The organism is Caulobacter sp. AP07, from assembly GCF_000281955.1.
Classification (GTDB): Bacteria; Pseudomonadota; Alphaproteobacteria; order Caulobacterales; family Caulobacteraceae; genus Caulobacter.
Genome location: NZ_AKKF01000273.1, coordinates 1 through 12,520 on the forward strand (window position 1 = coordinate 1; position 12,520 = coordinate 12,520).

At 69.4% G+C, this 12,520-nt stretch carries 12 protein-coding genes and 1 tRNA gene; 10 read left to right on the forward strand and 3 right to left on the reverse strand.

Annotated features, from left to right (window positions below; translation table 11 throughout):
• The 3 genes from queA to PMI01_RS27310 form a co-directional block, all read left to right on the forward strand.
• A partial coding sequence (gene queA, locus PMI01_RS23465) for a tRNA preQ1(34) S-adenosylmethionine ribosyltransferase-isomerase QueA (protein WP_007675290.1) occupies window positions 1-891 on the forward strand: 891 nt, incomplete at its 5' end.
• Window positions 891-2,006, forward strand: a complete 1,116-nt coding sequence (gene tgt, locus PMI01_RS23470; protein ID WP_007675293.1) for a tRNA guanosine(34) transglycosylase Tgt — start codon at window positions 891-893, stop codon at window positions 2,004-2,006. The genes queA and tgt, both read left to right, overlap by 1 nt.
• Before the next feature lie 156 nt (window positions 2,007-2,162).
• Window positions 2,163-3,419, forward strand: coding sequence for a hypothetical protein (locus PMI01_RS27310; protein ID WP_007675296.1), 1,257 nt, complete (start codon window positions 2,163-2,165; stop codon window positions 3,417-3,419).
• A 52-nt stretch (window positions 3,420-3,471) separates the two neighbouring features.
• Here PMI01_RS27310 and PMI01_RS23480 read toward each other — a convergent pair whose 3' ends face one another.
• Window positions 3,472-4,194, reverse strand: coding sequence for a hypothetical protein (locus PMI01_RS23480; protein WP_007675298.1), 723 nt, complete (start codon window positions 4,192-4,194; stop codon window positions 3,472-3,474).
• 126 nt (window positions 4,195-4,320) lie between these two features.
• Between PMI01_RS23480 and PMI01_RS23485 the strand changes: the two genes are divergently transcribed.
• The 7 genes from PMI01_RS23485 to PMI01_RS23515 all read left to right on the forward strand — a co-directional run bounded on the left by PMI01_RS23485 (window position 4,321) and on the right by PMI01_RS23515 (window position 10,771).
• A tRNA-Lys gene (locus tag PMI01_RS23485) sits at window positions 4,321-4,395 on the forward strand.
• Between the two features lie 250 nt (window positions 4,396-4,645).
• On the forward strand, window positions 4,646-5,305 hold the full coding sequence (locus tag PMI01_RS23490) for a DUF4129 domain-containing protein (protein WP_007675299.1): 660 nt from the start codon (window positions 4,646-4,648) through the stop codon (window positions 5,303-5,305).
• Window positions 5,302-6,579, forward strand: a complete 1,278-nt coding sequence (locus PMI01_RS23495; RefSeq protein WP_007675300.1) for a hypothetical protein — start codon at window positions 5,302-5,304, stop codon at window positions 6,577-6,579. Before PMI01_RS23490 ends, PMI01_RS23495 begins: the two co-directional genes overlap by 4 nt.
• Window positions 6,566-7,522: an AAA family ATPase gene (locus PMI01_RS23500; protein ID WP_007675302.1), complete on the forward strand. Its 957-nt coding sequence runs from the start codon at window positions 6,566-6,568 to the stop codon at window positions 7,520-7,522. The genes PMI01_RS23495 and PMI01_RS23500 overlap by 14 nt, the downstream gene beginning before the upstream one ends.
• 23 nt (window positions 7,523-7,545) lie before the next feature.
• Window positions 7,546-8,862 (forward strand): DUF58 domain-containing protein, encoded by a 1,317-nt coding sequence (locus tag PMI01_RS23505; protein ID WP_007675306.1) that lies wholly within the window; start codon window positions 7,546-7,548, stop codon window positions 8,860-8,862.
• The gene (locus tag PMI01_RS23510; protein ID WP_007675307.1) at window positions 8,862-9,863 is read left to right on the forward strand and encodes a stage II sporulation protein M; all 1,002 of its coding nucleotides are present in this window, start codon (window positions 8,862-8,864) and stop codon (window positions 9,861-9,863) included. The genes PMI01_RS23505 and PMI01_RS23510 overlap by 1 nt, the downstream gene beginning before the upstream one ends.
• On the forward strand, window positions 9,860-10,771 hold the full coding sequence (locus PMI01_RS23515; protein WP_007675309.1) for an RDD family protein: 912 nt from the start codon (window positions 9,860-9,862) through the stop codon (window positions 10,769-10,771). Before PMI01_RS23510 ends, PMI01_RS23515 begins: the two co-directional genes overlap by 4 nt.
• Before the next feature lie 10 nt (window positions 10,772-10,781).
• Here PMI01_RS23515 and PMI01_RS23520 read toward each other — a convergent pair whose 3' ends face one another.
• Together PMI01_RS23520 and PMI01_RS23525 are read right to left on the reverse strand one after the other, a co-directional pair.
• Window positions 10,782-11,537, reverse strand: a complete 756-nt coding sequence (locus PMI01_RS23520; RefSeq protein WP_007675310.1) for a hypothetical protein — start codon at window positions 11,535-11,537, stop codon at window positions 10,782-10,784.
• A gap of 45 nt (window positions 11,538-11,582) precedes the next feature.
• The gene (locus PMI01_RS23525; protein ID WP_007675312.1) at window positions 11,583-12,395 is read right to left on the reverse strand and encodes a hypothetical protein; all 813 of its coding nucleotides are present in this window, start codon (window positions 12,393-12,395) and stop codon (window positions 11,583-11,585) included.
• Between the last annotated feature and the right edge of the window lie 125 nt (window positions 12,396-12,520).

The following is a 12,520-nucleotide window of genomic DNA, read 5'->3' on the forward strand; positions in this document are numbered from 1 at the left end:
GGCGGCGACGGTTCGCCGGTGGCGGTGGAGGCGACCCTGCATCGCCGCGTGGCCCCGGACCGCTGGAACGCCTTCATGCGGCCCGGCAAGCGCCTGAAGGTCGGCGACCGCATCGCCTTCGGCCATGACGCGGACCGCGCCTGCCAGGCCGGCATGCTCGACGCCACCGTGGTCGCCAAGCACGAGGGCGGCGAGATCGAGCTGGCCTTCGACTTCGCCGGCGTCGACCTGGACCTGGCCGTCGCCGCCCACGGCGAGATGCCGCTGCCGCCCTATATCGCCGCCAAGCGGGCCGAGGACGACCGCGACCGCGCTGACTACCAGACCGTCTACGCCCGCGAGGACGGCTCGGTGGCCGCTCCGACCGCCGGCCTGCACTTCACCCCCGACCTGCTGGAGCGCCTGAAGGCCAAGGGCGTGTCGCTGCACTTCGTCACCCTGCACGTGGGCGCGGGCACCTTCCTGCCGGTCAAGACCGACGTGGTGGCCGAGCACCGGATGCATGCCGAGTTCGGCGAGGTGCCGGCCGGCGTCGCCGACGCCCTGAACGCCGCGCGCGCCGCCGGCGGCCGCATCGTCTGCGTCGGCACCACCTCCCTGCGGCTGCTGGAAAGCGCCACCGGCGAGGACGGCGTCGTGCGGCCGTTCGCCGACGAGACGGCGATCTTCATCACCCCCGGCTACCGGTTCCGGGCCGCCGACGTGCTGATGACCAACTTCCACCTGCCCAAGTCGACCCTGTTCATGCTGGTCAGCGCCTTCGCCGGCCAGGCGACCATGAAGGCGGCCTACGAGCATGCGATCGCCACCGGCTATCGCTTCTATTCCTATGGTGACGGCAGCCTGTTGTTCCGCGCCCTCCCTCACAAGAATGGGCTCGAGCAAACCTGATGGCCGCGTTCCCCTTCGAGATCTCCGCCACCGACGGCGCGGCCCGCACCGGCGTGCTGAAGACCCCGCGCGGTGACATCCGCACGCCCGCCTTCATGCCGGTCGGCACGGCGGCGACGGTCAAGGCGATGACCGTCGACCAGGTCAAGGACACCGGCGCCGACATCATCCTGGGCAACACCTACCACCTGATGCTGCGGCCGACGGCCGAGCGGGTGAAGCGGCTGGGCGGCCTGCACAAGTTCATGCGCTGGGACAGGCCGATCCTCACCGACAGCGGCGGCTTCCAGGTGATGAGCCTGTCGGGGATCAGCAAGGTCACCGAAGAGGCCGTCACCTTCGCCAGCCACATCGACGGCTCCAAGCATGTGCTGAGCCCCGAGCGGTCGATGGAGATCCAGGCCGACCTGCTGGGCAGCGACATCGTCATGCAACTGGACGAATGCGTGGCCTGGCCGGCCGAGGAGGCGAGGGCGCGGCAGGGCATGGAGCTGTCGGCCCGCTGGGGCCTGCGCTCCAAGGCGGCGTTCGGCACGCGGGACGCCCAGGCCCTGTTCGGCATTCAGCAGGGCTCGACGTTCAGGAACCTGCGCCAGGAGTCGTCCGAGCGGCTGCAGGAGATCGGCTTCGACGGCTACGCCCTGGGCGGGCTGGCGGTCGGCGAAGGGCACGAGGCGATGTGCGAGGTGCTGGACTACGCGCCCGCCATGCTGCCCGCCGACCGGCCGCGCTACCTGATGGGGGTCGGCAAGCCCATCGATCTCGTGGAGGCGGTCTATCGCGGCGTCGACATGTTCGACTGCGTGCTGCCCACCCGCTCGGGCCGCCACGGCCAGGCCTGGACCTGGGACGGGGCGATCAACATCAAGAACGCCCGCTACGCCGACGACGAGGAGCCGCTGGACCCCACCAGCGACTGCTCGGCCAGCCGCGACTATTCCAAGGCCTATCTGCGCCACCTGTTCAAGGCCGAGGAGATCCTCGGCCAGGTGCTGCTGTCCTGGCACAACATCGCCTTCTTCCAGGCCCTGACGGCGGCCATGCGCGCCGCTATCGCCGAAGGCCGGTTCGAGGCGTTTCGCAGGGATTTCGCGGCGCGGCAGCAGGGCGGGTAGACGGGCGCCCGTCTCGCCGCTCCCGCGCCTCGGCAGGCATCCGGAGGCGCTTGGCGAGTTTCGCCAATCTAAAACTTAAGATAGCTATTGCCGGTGCGTCGTCGATCAGGATTCGGACGCATCGGGCGGCGTTCCACGGCCCGACAAGGGGGGCTGATGCCGAACCACAACTCGCCGAGCGCGGACGACGTCGTCAGGGCCGCGATCCGAGCACGAAACTTGGGGCTCGACACCGAATTGGATTGTTCGCCCTTTCGGATGAGGGTCGATGAGCCCCATCTTCACGAAAGCGGAGCTTGGAATCCGATCTGGACCCCCAAGCCGCGCTTTGGGGACGGCGAAATGGACCCCAACATCAAATTCTATCGCCGCAGGGACGCTCGCAACGCCCCATTTCGCCCTTTCGGCGACAGGATTGTCGTTGGCGATGGGAGGTCGCGGCTGGCGACTTCGCAGCCGCTTCTTCTGTTCGCACCCGACGAAAATAATCCAGACTGCCTGAGAGCTCCCGTGGGCCACGAATGGATTCTGAATGACGCCGGCTCGGGTAATGCCAGGGATATAAGCTATTGGCGGTTGATCCCGCCGCAAGGCTACACCGCGCTTGGAGCCGTGTTCGGCGTGGAGCAACCGGACTACAACAACTATTGGTGCGTGAAGAACGAATACCTGGCGCCAGGCGCGCGTATCGCCGCCTGGAACCGCGAAAGTAGCTGGCGGCACAACGGCAATCTTTCAAAACCGATCGTGCCGCAAGGCGTGTCGCCGCCCGACGGCGAGGTCATGTGGCTCGCGCCGCAGACCTTCTTGAGCGATCAGGGGCAGCAGCCGGCGAAACTGCTGAGGGCCGGCTTGCCCACGTTGCAGGTCGTCCCATTCGACATCGAGCCACCGTCTGATCCGAACGTCGCGGTGGGCGACGAAACAGCCCCAGGGCTGGGCAAGGTCGTGATCGCGCCACGCATGATCGTCCGCTTGGATAGCGATTGGGAAGCCTCCTACTCGCGCGATTTCCACTACGCCATAGCTTGCCAGCCCTACTGGCGTTGCGACGAGGTCTGGCGTGGGGCGGCGAGCAGCGTCCAGATGATGACCGTGACCGTGGGTGTCGACCAGGCGGCGTCCGACGCCTTCGCCCGACAAACGTCCTTGAGGGCCGGGTGCAAGGTGGGTTTGGTGGTCGACGCCGCCAACCCGTACGCAAGCGCGTCATTCACCACGGCTTTGTCGATCCCCACGGAAAATTTCCCAAAGTCGACCCTCTCTTCCCGCCCCTTGAGCGTGGACCTTCCTCCGCGAGGGAACGTGGTGGCCTTGTGGTCGCGACATCTGCGGATCGTCGTCTATGATTCGGGGGGAGAGATCGTGTCGGAGGTCCGGTACGCGACCGGAAAGTGGACGCTGCGCTACTAGACGAGGGCGCTGACGATCGAGACGCACAAGGCGCGGCCCGCTTCCGGCTCGTCTACCAGAACTTGTAGATCGGCTTCTTCTTTTTGTCCGGAGCCGGCGCCGGTTGCGCGGGGGAGGCGTCCACCGGCGTGGTGTTGGCTTCGGACGACTGGACCACGGGCGCCTCCGCGACCGGCTCGTCCTTCATCCACGGGAAGCGCTTCTCCACCACCGGCGCGGCGGGCTTGGCCAGGTGCTGGGGCGTGGCGGGCGGGTTGCAGCCGCGGGCCTCGCCCAGGCCCTTCAGATAGGCGCGGCGGATCGCGCCCGAGGCCATGGCGCTCTGCACCAGCTTGTCGTGCTTCTCGGCCCCGCTGAGCTTGCGAACCCAGCCGCGCATCGGGATCAGGTTCTGGGCGGCGTCGGCCATGGCGCCGAAGGCGGCGGAGCCGGCCATGCGCTTGCCGCGGTCCATCAGGTCTTCGTTCTCCTGCGGCGGCACGCGGTCGACGTCCTCGCCCAGGGCGAGGTCCAGCGGCGCGACCATCGCGATCAGGGTGTCGCAATTGGTCTTCTTGGGCGGCCGGGCATAGGGGTCGGCCATGGCCTCCAGCAGCACCGGCGGGATCTTGGTGCGCAGCAGGTTCATGTCGCGCAGCGGCGCGCTGACGGCGCCGTCGATGCCGTCCTTGTTGGCGTCGGACGTGGTCTGGATCTTCTGCGGCGGCGGTTCGCCCTTGCTGGCGCAGGCGGCCAGGACGGGGAGAGCCAGAACGATCAACAGCAGACTACGCATGGGGCGAGCCTAACGCGGACAAGGCGCGCTCGTCATCTCCCACAATGCGTGAAAGCGCGCTTGCGGCTCAGGCGGGCCCCGACTATGTTCCGCGCCGCTTCCACCGGCCTCCCGCCGTGTCGATGCGGGCCGGTAGCTCAGTGGTAGAGCATTCGACTTTTAATCGAATGGTCGTGGGTTCGACCCCCACCCGGCCTACCAAAACTCCTTTGAATTAATTGCGTAAATTACCGCTTCGGCGGACGCCGGACGGTGATCCGCCCGGTCGCGGCCCGCCCCATCGCCGGCGTCGGAGGACCACAGGCCAGGATAGGGCGCGCCCGCCTCGCCGCGAATCGGCTCATCGCCCTGATCTTGCGACCCGCGCTCCGTGAGCGGAGGGACACGGTTCGTGGCGACACCGAAAGTTGAATCGCGTAGCAGTAACGCGGGGCAGTCGGGAGCAAGGCGTTTGGCGTCGGGAGTGGGGGTCGATCAGGGCGCGCCGACTCCGCGTCCAGAGGGCGTGTCGGACGGTTTCGCCCGCGCCCACGAGGCCTTGCTGCGCAACAAGACCCTGCAGTTCGAACCCACCGTCCAGACGCCGCCGCCGGACGCGCCCGATTGGCTGCTGGCGATCGGCAAGGCGCTGGGGGCCGCCGCGCCCTACCTGGTCTATGTGTTCTGGGGCTTGCTGATCCTCGGGGCCGCGGTGATCCTGTACTTTCTGGCCCGCGAGCTGATCGCCACGCGCTGGCCGTCGATGCGGCCGGGCAAGGGTCCCGCCCTGGGCGCCGAGGACTGGCGGCCCAGCGTCGCCAAGGCCCGGACCCTGCTGGAGGACGCCGACCGCCTGGCCGCCGCCGGCCGCTTCGCCGAGGCCGTCCACCTGATCCTGTTCCGCAGCATCGAGGACATCGAGGGCAAGCGTCCGGACCTCATCCGACCGGCCCTGACCAGCCGCGACATCGCCGCCCTCGAGGGTGTGCCCCAGACGGTGCGCCGCACCTTCAGCGAGATTGCCCGCGTGGTCGAACGCAGCTTCTTCGGCGGTCGCGCCGTCGGGGCCGAGGAGTTCGCCGCCTGCCGCCAGGCCTATGAGGGCTTCGCCTTCGCGGAGGCCTGGCGATGAGCCAGATCGCGGCCGCGCCGCCCAAAGCCGAGGCGAAAGAGGGCGTGCTGTTCTCGCCCAAGGTCGTGCTGGGCATGATCCTGGCCGGGGTCTTCGCCTTCTCGGCCTTCGTGGTGCTGTCGACCTACGCGCCGGACCTGCAGTCGGGCGACAACGGCCAGGCCCACGCCCTGTCGCGATCGGCGATCGGCTACGGCGGCGTGGTCCAGCTGTTGCGGGCCCAGGGCGAACCGGTGGTGGTCAGCCGCCGCAATCTGGGCGGCGAGGAGCCGGCCCTGATCATCTTCACGCCCGCCGCCGGCCTGTCGCGCGACGCCTACATGAAGGCGGCGCTCTCGGCGCGGACCCTGGTGGTGGTGCCCAAGTGGGAAGGCGGCCTGGACCCGCGCCGGCCGGGCTGGGTCAGCGACCTGAAGCTGATCGAGCCTCAGGGCCAGGCGAAGGCGCTCAAGACGGTCGGCCTTCCCAAGGCCCAGATGGCCATTCGCGAGGGCGTCGCCGCTACCCGACTGACCGGCGCCGCCGGAACCTTGGCCGAGGGGCTGGTGTTCGACACCGGTCCGATCAAGAACCTGCGAAGCCTGTCGGGCCCCGACCTGACGCCGGTCCTGACCGACGCCGAGGGCCGGATCGTCCTGGCCCGGAGGATGCCGACCGACACCTATTTCCTGGCGGATCCCGACCTGCTCAACACCATGGGCCTGAAGGACATCCGCACGGCCCGCGCCGGGGTGGGGATCATCGACCTGCTGCGCGGCGAGCGCCAGCGCCACGGGGTGATCGCCTTCGACGTGACGCTCAACGGCTTTTCCCGCTCGCGCGGCATGCTGAAGCTGGCTTTCGAGCCGCCGTTCGTCGGTGCGACCCTGTGCCTGGTGGCCGCCGCCCTGCTGATGGGCCTGCACGCCGCCGCCCGGTTCCGTGCCGTCCGCCGTGGCGAGCGGGCCCTGGCCCTGGGCAAGGCGGCGCTGATCGACAATTCCGCCGGCCTGATCCGCATGGCCAAGCGCGAGCCGGCCATGGCCCCGCGCTACGCCGAACTGCAGCGCGCCGCCGCGATCCGCGCCCTGGGCGTCGCGACCGGGGGAGGCTCCCGCTTGACCGGCCAGGCCCTCACCGACTTCCTGGACCGCCAGGGGGCGCGCTTCGGCGCGACCGACAGCGTGTCCCACCTGGACGCCGAGACCAAGGCGGTCCGTTCCTTGAGCGACCTGATGAAGGTCGTCGCCAAATGGTATCAGTGGAGACTGGAGATGACCCGTGAACGTCGCTGAGGTGCAGGCGCTCGCCGGCAGGATCCGAGCCGAGACGGCCAAGGCCGTGGTCGGCCAGAACGACACCATCGACCTGATGCTGACGGCCCTGTTCGCCGGCGGCCACATGCTGCTGGAAGGCTCGCCGGGCACGGCCAAGACCTTCCTGGCCCAGTGCTTCGCCCAGTCGGTGAACCTGCAGTTCGGCCGCATCCAGTTCACCCCGGACCTGATGCCGGGCGACATCCTGGGGGCCAACCTGTTCAACTTCCAGACCAGCACCTTCACCCTGGCCAAGGGGCCGATCTTCTGCGAGCTGCTGCTGGCCGACGAGATCAACCGCACGCCGCCCAAGACCCAGGCGGCGCTGCTGGAAGCCATGCAGGAGCGTAACGTCACCTTGGACGGGCTGCGTCATCCGCTCAGCGACCGTTTCATGGTGGTGGCCACCCAGAACCCGCTGGAGCAGCAGGGCACCTATCCGCTGCCCGAGGCTCAACTGGACCGCTTCCTGTTCAAGCACGTGCTGGCCTATCCCAGCCTGGCCGAGGAGACGGCCATTGTCGCCAGCCATGGCGGCCGTACCGGCCAGCCTTCGCCCGAGGGCTTTGGGGTCGGCGCGGCCGGCGACACGGCGACCGTCGCCGCGGCGGTGGCGGCGGTGGCGACCGTGCGGCTGACCGACGAGATCATCCGCTACATCGTCGGCGTGGTGCGGGCCACCCGCGACACCGGCGAGCTGTCGGGCGGGGCCTCGCCGCGCTGCGCGGCCATGCTGGCGGTGGCCGCCCGGGCCCGCGCGGCGCTGGAGGGGCGCGACTACGTGATCCCCGACGACGTCAAGGCCCTGGCCCTTCCGGCCCTGCGCCACCGGGTCATCCTGTCGCCGGCCGCCGAGATCGAGGGCCGCAAGGTCGACGACGTGGTGCGCGGCCTGGTCGACCAGGTCGAGGCGCCGCGATGAACCGCCGGGGTTAGGGCCAGGCCTTGCGGATCTATCCCACCGCCAGAGCGATCCTGCTGATGGTCCTGGGCGCGCCCCTGGCCCTGGGGCTGGCGCTGGTCTCGGCGCGGCTGTGGCTGCTGGGACCGGCCTGGATGGCGATGGTCGCCGCCCTGCTGTTCGTCGACGCCCTGCTGGCCCCGGGGCGGCGGAAGATGCAGCTGACCCTGACCGCGCCAGGCTCGCTGGCCAGCGGCAAGAGCCAGCCGTCCCTGTTCCACGCGGTGTTCCCGCGCGGCGTGGCGCCGGGCTCGGTGGAGTTCGCCATCGACCTCGGCGACCGGCTGGAGGCCTCGCCGGCCCACGGCCGGGCGCGGACCCATGAGCGCCAGGCGGGCCTGCCCTTCGTCCTGACGGCGACCCGGCGCGGGGAGGGGATCGTCCACCGGGTTTCGGCCCGCTGGCGCGGTCCGCTGGGGCTGATGTGGAAGCAGCGCGATGACCGGCTCGAGCGCGTCATCCCGGTCACCCTCGACATCGCCGGGGTCAAGGAAGAGGCCCTGCGCCTGTTCTCCCGCGACGCCTCGATCGGCCATCGCCTGCAACTGGACCTGGGAGGCGGCAGCGAGTTCCACGCCCTGACCGACTTCCAGCCCGGCATGAACCGCCGGGCCATCGACTGGAAGCAGTCGGCCCGGCACGGGGCCTTGCTGGCCAAGGAGTTCCACGTCGAGCGCAACCACCACATCGTCGCCGCCCTCGACACCGGCCGCCTGATGAGCCAGCCGCTGCTGGGCCGGCCGCGCCTGGACCACGCCCTCAACGCCACCCTGCTGCTGGCCTATGTCGGGCTGAAGATGGGCGACAAGGTCGGGCTGTTCGGCTTCGACGCCCGGCCCAATGTGAGCAGCGGCGTGACCTCCGGCCCCAACGCCTTTTCCGCCCTGCAGCGCCTGGCCTCGGGAATCGACTATTCGGCCGAGGAGACCAACTACACCCTGGGCCTGACCCAGCTGTCGGGTCAGCTGTCGCGCCGTTCGCTGATCATCGTGTTCACCGACATCGCCGACTCCACCAGCGCCGAACTGATGCTGGAGAACGTCAGCCGGCTGCTGCGTCAGCATCTGGTGCTGTTCGTGATGATGCGCGACGAGGAGCTGGAGGCCATCGAGCGCAAGGCGCCGGAAACCGCCGACGACGTGTCGCGCGCCGTGGTCGCCGCCTCCCTGATCCGCGAGCGCGACCTGGTGGTTGGCCGCCTGCGCCGCATGGGCGTCGAGATCGTCGAGGCCGCGGCCGACCAGGCCGGGCCGGCCCTGCTGGCGAGCTATCTGGACCTCAAGCGCCGGGACCTGCTGTGATGGCCGAGCTGCACCTGAAGAGCTATCGCTTCCGGGCCGAGCGCGAGGACGACTGGCGGCGGCTGGAGACCCTGCTGGCCAAGGTCGGCAAGGGCTCGGCCAAGGCGCTGAGCGACGAGGAACTGCTGGCCATGCCGGTGCTCTACCGCCAGGCCCTGTCGTCGCTGTCGGTGGCCCGCGCCACCTCGCTGGACCAGAACCTGGTCGACTATCTGGAGAGCCTGAGCACCCGGGCCTATTTCTTCGTCTACGGCACGCGCTCCAGCCTGGTCGAGCGGCTGGGCGGCTTCTTCGCCAACGAGTGGCCGTCGGCGGCCAAGGCCCTGTGGCGCGAGACCCTGTTCAGCTTCCTGCTGACCCAGGCCGGGGTGGCGGCCGCCTATTTCCTCACCCTTCACGACCCCGACTGGTTCAGCGCCTTCGTGCCTGGGGACCTGGCCAACGGGCGCGGCCCCTCGGCCTCGGCCGAGGCCATGCGCGCGACGCTGTACCACAAGGGCGGCGACAATTCGGGCCTGTCGGTGTTCGCCGCCTTCCTGTTCACCCACAATTCCGGGGTGGCGATCTTCGCCTTCGCCCTGGGGTTCGCCTTCTGCCTGCCGACCGCGATGCTGATGGCCTACAACGGCTGCATGCTGGGGGCCTTCCTGGCCGCGTTCGGCATGAAGGGCCTGGGGTTCGAGGCCGGCGGCTGGCTGGCCATCCATGGGGTCACCGAGATCGGCGCGGTGATCCTGGCCGGGGCGGCGGGGCTGCGCATCGGCTGGACCCTGGCCTTCCCTGGCGACCTCTCCCGCCCGGCGGCCATGGCCCAGGCCGGACGCCAGTCGGCGACCCTGATGGCCGGGGTGGTGGTCATGCTGTTCTGCGCCGGCATCCTGGAAGGCGTCGGGCGGCAGGTGATCCAGAACGACTTCGCGCGCTACGGGATCGCCCTGGTCACGCTGGTCCTGTGGCCGACCTATCTCTACCTGCCGCGCCGCGCCAAGGCCGTCCCATGAAGCCCTGGGGCAAGAAGGCCAAGGCCGCGGCGGCGGTCCTGCCCGGCGGGCCGCCGCCCGGCGACGCACCGCGCGACCGTTCGCTGGTGACGCCGGAAGGCGTCGACCTGCGCCTGCGTTTGGGCGACGGCGGCGAGCGGGCGACCGCCCTGATGATCGACCTGGCGATCATGCTGGGCGTGCTGATCGCCTTCACCCTGCTGACCTTGCTGGCGTTCGTCGGGTCGCGGGGCAAGGGCGGCGAGGTGATCGCCACGGTGTGGATGCTGGTGTTCTTCGTGCTGAGGAACCTCTACTTCATCCTGTTCGAGCTGACCCCCGGGGCCGCGACGCCGGGCAAGCGGGCCATGGGCCTGCGGGTGGCGGCGCGCAACGGCGGACGGCTGACCGCCGACGCCATCTTCGCCCGCAACGCCATGCGCGAGATCGAGCTCTACCTGCCGATGGGCTTTCTGATCGTCAACGGCGGCCAGGTCGGCGCCTGGATCAGCCTGGCGGGCCTGGCCTGGTGCGGGGTGTTCCTGCTGTTCCCGCTGTTCAACCGCGACCGCCTTCGGGTCGGCGACCTGGTGGCCGGCACCTGGGTGGTCAAGGCCCCGACCCGCAAGCTGGTCCCCGACCTCGTGCAGTCCTCACGCCCGTCGCACGGCCGCTTCGTCTTCACCCAGGCCCATCTCGACGCCTACGGGGTCAAGGAACTGCACGTGCTGGAGGATGTGCTGCGGCGCTACGAGACCAAGACCGTCGCCCTGGTCGCCGCCCGCATCCGCCTGAAGATCGGCTGGAAGGCCTCGCCCGATGAGTCGGACGGCGACTTCCTGGCCGCCTATTACGCGGGCCTGCGCGGCCGGCTGGAGTCGCGGCTGCTGCTGGGCAAGCGGCGCAAGGACAAGCACGACAAGAGCTAGGCGATGGTTGCTAGTCGAAGACGGCCGCCAGACTGTCGGCCGGCGCGCCTTCTTGGCTCCAGCGCAGCTCGCAATAGATCGAAACAATTCCGACGGCCCCGATCACGCCGGCCACGACCTCGATGGCCGGTTGGATCAGCAAGGCGAAGGGTTCGTTGCCAAGGGCTGTCGCGACTAGGCCCGCGAGCCAAGCGATGACCGCCTGCGCGATTGAATAGACCGCCGCCAGTCCAAAGATTTCTCCACGCCGGCCGCGGGTGAGTTCACGGCTGCGCGCGATCGAGTCCAGAACGTTCAGGCGCTCGGACACCCTCACGGGGATGACCATCGACCAGACCATGGCCAGCATGACCCCCGGGATGACCAGCAGCACGAGGCCCACCATGATCCCCAGAGTGGTGAGAACGCCCAACGCCAGCAGCATGAGGCTGTCGTCGAGGCCGCGTGAGACGTTCTCGCCGAAGGGCGCGGGTTTTCCGCCCAGGTCGGCGAGCGCGCCGTGCGTGACGGCGCCCTTCAGGAGGATACCGCCGAACAGGGCGACGACCATGCTCGCACCCCAGAAGCCCCAGGTCTCCGGACTGATGTCGGTTGGGCTGTTCTGATCTGCGACCCTAGTGTTCAGATAGGCAAGGGCGACGCCCGGAACGCCGACCAGCAGCGCCGACAGGGACAGGAAGCCGAGCAGGTTGCGCCTCAGCACGCCGATGGCGCGGCTCACGACCCGCCCGGTGTCGAAGCCGCCAAGGGTCTCGGCCGTGGTCATCGGTCAATCTTTCGTTCGAAAGGAGGGGTGGGACGGACGCTGCCGCTACTCGAACACCGCCGCCAGGGCCTCGGCGCCGACGCCTTCGCGGCTGGCGCGTAGTTCGTAATAGAGCGCGGCCAGGCCGCCGGCGCTGATCATCGCCATCAGGGTGACGCTGACCGGCGAGGTGATCAGGGTGCTGGTCTGGATCAGGCCGATGAAGCCTACGGCGCCCTCGCCGGGCGTGGCGAACGGACCATGCAGGGCGCCGGCGACGGCGACACCGACCCCCATGATCACCATCTGGATGATCCACATCAGGACCGCATAGATCAGGACCAGGCCGAAGATCGGCCAGCGGCGTCCGCGGGTCAGGTCGCGGCTGCGGGAAAAGGCCTGCAGGACGCCGGTGTTCTCGGCGACCTTGACGGGAATGGTCACCGACCAGACCACGGCCAGGATGATCCCGGGCACGATCAGCAGCAGGAAACCGATCATCAGGCCCAGCCAGGTGAGGATTCCCAGCAGCAGGAGGGGCCCGCAATGGCGCAGGCCGGCCCCGAGCGTTTCGCCCACACTGGCGCGCCGCCCCTTGAGGTCGGCGATCGTGGCGTGGACGATCGCGGCCTGCAGGATGAGGCCGCCGAGCAGCACCAGCAGGAAGCCGCCGAACCACAGGACCAGGGTCTGAGGCGCGAAGGACGGGGTGACGCCGGTGACCTTGAGCTGCGCCCAGGTGAACAGCAGGTTGGGCAGGCCGCCGAGGATCACCGCCAGCAGCAGGAAGACGACGAAGTTGCGGCCGATGGCGCCGAAGGTCCGGTTGATCACCCGGCCGATCTCGAAGGCCCGCGAGCCCGTGGCCATGTCGGTCATGTCGTCTGCCCCCAACGCTGCCCTGGTGTTCAACCATGCGGGGAAGGGGGTGTCCATGGACCGAGGCTGAGCTTGGGGCCCGGTGCAGGGCGCTTGGGCGGCGGCGCGGTCCTGAACCCTCTCCC

What these genes read in the sequence shown, in the direction of transcription:
- tgt (WP_007675293.1), top strand. Translation starts at nt 891, where the DNA reads ATGGCCGCGTTCCCCTTCGAGATCTCCGCCACCGACGGCGCGGCCCGC.
- PMI01_RS27310 (WP_007675296.1), top strand. Translation starts at nt 2,163, where the DNA reads ATGCCGAACCACAACTCGCCGAGCGCGGACGACGTCGTCAGGGCCGCG.
- PMI01_RS23480 (WP_007675298.1), bottom strand. Translation starts at nt 4,194, where the DNA reads ATGCGTAGTCTGCTGTTGATCGTTCTGGCTCTCCCCGTCCTGGCCGCC.
- PMI01_RS23495 (WP_007675300.1), top strand. Translation starts at nt 5,302, where the DNA reads ATGAGCCAGATCGCGGCCGCGCCGCCCAAAGCCGAGGCGAAAGAGGGC.
- PMI01_RS23510 (WP_007675307.1), top strand. Translation starts at nt 8,862, where the DNA reads ATGGCCGAGCTGCACCTGAAGAGCTATCGCTTCCGGGCCGAGCGCGAG.
- PMI01_RS23515 (WP_007675309.1), top strand. Translation starts at nt 9,860, where the DNA reads ATGAAGCCCTGGGGCAAGAAGGCCAAGGCCGCGGCGGCGGTCCTGCCC.
- PMI01_RS23520 (WP_007675310.1), bottom strand. Translation starts at nt 11,537, where the DNA reads ATGACCACGGCCGAGACCCTTGGCGGCTTCGACACCGGGCGGGTCGTG.
- PMI01_RS23525 (WP_007675312.1), bottom strand. Translation starts at nt 12,395, where the DNA reads ATGACCGACATGGCCACGGGCTCGCGGGCCTTCGAGATCGGCCGGGTG.